Here is a 2,825-nt window from a genome sequence, read left to right on the forward strand (position 1 = left end):
CCTCCCGCCGCTCCTTCGGGAGCAGACGCATGGCCGTGTAGAACGAGGAGCCGGCGGCCGGCAGGGCCGGGGCGGCGGAATCCTCGGCGGGGGCGGTGGTCGCGGTGGCGCTCACGAGCGGATTCCCTGAGCCGCGCCCCGCACAATCCGCCCCCGGAAGGGCCGGCGCGCCAGGGTGGCGGCGACGCCGCCGAGCGCGGTGAGCGCGAACGCGGCCTTGCCGTGATGGACTTTTTCCGAGAGCGGATCGCGCGTGGTCAGCCCTTTGGCGAGCACCACGGCGAGGCGGTGGATCGCGGCGATCTCCAGGGAGAGCCGCAGATCGTCGATCAGGTCCGGGAGGACGGCGCCCTCCTCGAGCAGGTCGAGGCAGCGCTGCGCCAGCTCGGCGATCACCGCCCGGAGAGGCGGGCTCGCCTGCGGCGCCCCCAGCATCGCCACCGTGGCGCCGTGGCGGTCGAGGGCGTCCTGCGGGAGGTAGACCCGGTCGAGGTCGGCGTAATCCTTGCCGCAATCCTGAAGGTGGTTGATGATCTGGAGCGCCGCGCAGATCGCGTCGGAGGCCGGCCAGACCCGGGCCGGGTCCTCGCCGTGCACGTCGAGCACGAAGCGCCCGACCGGCATCGCCGAGTAGCGGCAATAATGGATCAGCTCGTCCCAGTTGGCCGTACGGTTCTTGCGCGCGTCCATCCGGAACGCGTCGAGCAGCTCGAGCGCGTGGCGGGGGGGTAGGCCCCGTGCGGCAAGCTCGCGCTTGAGCGGCTCCGCCTCGGGATCGGACGGGCCGGCGCCGGTGAGCGCATCGGCCAGCCGGTCGAGCAGCTCGAGCTTGCGCGCGGACGTAAGGTCCGTGTGGTCGGCCACGTCGTCGCCGGCGCGGACGAAGTTGTAGAAGGCCAGAATCGCGCCGCGGTGGCGCGGGTGGATCAGGTGCGAGGCGACCGGAAAGTTCTCGTCGCGGTGGCCCTTGCCGGAGCGCGCCGCGGTCGCGGTGTCGAGCTGGCTCATCCGAGATACCCGGCTTGGCGGAACCACGTGATCGCGTCGGACAGGCCCTCGCGATAGGGCCGCGCCGTATAGCCCAGCTCCGCCCGGGCCTTCTTGTCGGAGAAGAACATCCGGTAGCGGGACATGCGGATGCCGTCGATGGTGGCAAACGGCTGGCGGCCGGTGACCCGGGCGGCGAGCTGGGCAACGAACGCCACCGGGTAGACCGCGGCCCGCGGCAGGTTCACGGTCGGGGGCTTGCGGCCGACCATGCCGGCGATGTCGGCGAGCATCTGCGACAGGAACACGTCCTCGCCGCCGAGGATGTAGCGCTCACCGATCCGGCCCTTGCGCAGAGCGAGCAGGTGGCCCTGGGCGACGTCGTCGACATGGGCGAGGTTGAGCCCGGTATCGACGAAGGCCGGCATCTTGCCGAGTGCCGCCTCCTGGATGATCCGGCCGGTCGGCGTCGGCTTGACGTCCCGGGGACCGATCGGCGTCGACGGGTTGACGATCACCGCCTGCAAGCCATCCCGGGCGATCATCTCCTCGACGACGCGCTCGGCCACGACCTTGCTGCGCTTGTAGGCGCCGATGGCGGTCTCGGGCGTCAGCGGCATGGTCTCGTCGGAGGGCGTGACCCCGTCGGCCGGCGGTTTGATGGTGGCGACGCTCGACGTGTAGACCACCCGCTCGACTTGCGCCTCGAGGGCGGCCCGCATCATGAGGCGGGTGCCGTCGCGGTTGGTGCGGACGATCTCTTCCATATCCGGCGCCCAGAGCCGGTAATCGGCGGCGGCGTGGATCAGGTAGCGCTGGCCGCGCATGGCGGCGGCCACGGCCGCCGGGTCGCGCATGTCGCCCTCGGCGATCTCAACATCGGTCCAGGTCAGGTTCCGGCGCGGGCTGGACGCGCGCACGAGGATGCGCACCGGGAAGCCGGCCCGGCGAAACACGTCGACCAGGGCTGAACCGAGGAACCCGCTCGCGCCGGTGATCAGCACGGGGCCGACCTCGGACGGGCCGGAGGAAGTGGCCTCTACCATCACATGTTCAAAGCGTTGCGGAATGACGGCGCGGGCGGGGGACCCCGCCGCGCCGCGCTTGTGTCATCGAACCGTCCGGGCGGCAAGCGAGGCGCGGAACCGCGTCCCCCGCCCGCTCGCACCGGGATCAGGCCAGGCGCAAGCGCGAACGGCCTTCCTTGCGCTCCGGCAGGGTGTCGAGGGCGGTCTTGACGATGGTGGCGGCGTCGAGACCGGCCTCGGCGTACATCTTCTCCGGGCTGTCGTGGTCCTGGTACAGGTCCGGCAGCGTCAGCGTCCGCACCCGGACCCGGCCCGCATCCAGCGCGCCGCGCTCGGCCAGCAGATGCAGCACCATCGCCCCGAACCCGCCGCGCGAGCCCTCCTCGATCGTGATCAGCACCTCGTGGCTCTGCGCCAGCTCCAGGATCAGCGCCTCGTCCAGCGGCTTGGCAAAGCGCGCATCCGCCACCGTCACCGCAACGCCCTGCTCCGACAGCGCATCCGCCGCCTTCAAGGCTTCCGACAGCCGCGTGCCCAGCGACAGGATCGCCACCCGCGCCTCCGCGTCCTGGCGCACCATCCGGCCCTTGCCAATCGCCAGAACCGCGCCCCGCTCCGGAAGCTCGACGCCGACGCCCTCGCCGCGCGGATAGCGCAGCGCGATCGGGCCCGTGTCATGCGCGTGCGCCGTCGCCACCATGTGCACCAGCTCGGCCTCGTCGGAAGCCGCCATCACGGTCATGTTCGGCAGGCAGCACAGATACGCCAGGTCGAAGGCTCCGGCATGGGTCGCCCCGTCGGCGCCGACCA

General features: G+C 71.7%; 3 protein-coding genes. All 3 read right to left on the reverse strand.

The genetic code is table 11. The features are described from left to right. Nucleotides 1–111 precede the first annotated feature (111 nt). A complete protein-coding gene (gene hpnC, locus AKJ13_RS29815; RefSeq protein ID WP_050736550.1) occupies nucleotides 112–1,008 on the reverse strand; it encodes a squalene synthase HpnC in 897 nt (298 codons plus the stop codon). Then, the gene (gene hpnA, locus AKJ13_RS29820) at nucleotides 1,005–2,033 is read right to left on the reverse strand and encodes a hopanoid-associated sugar epimerase (RefSeq protein WP_050736551.1); all 1,029 of its coding nucleotides are present in this window, start codon (nucleotides 2,031–2,033) and stop codon (nucleotides 1,005–1,007) included. Before hpnA ends, hpnC begins: the two co-directional genes overlap by 4 nt. Before the next feature lie 127 nt (nucleotides 2,034–2,160). After that, nucleotides 2,161–2,825, reverse strand: a 665-nt coding sequence (locus AKJ13_RS29825; protein ID WP_280137139.1) for a transketolase C-terminal domain-containing protein, incomplete at its 5' end; no start/stop codon positions are given.

This window comes from Methylobacterium sp. ARG-1 (genome assembly GCF_001262595.1).
Lineage (GTDB): Bacteria > Pseudomonadota > Alphaproteobacteria > Rhizobiales > Beijerinckiaceae > Methylobacterium > Methylobacterium brachiatum.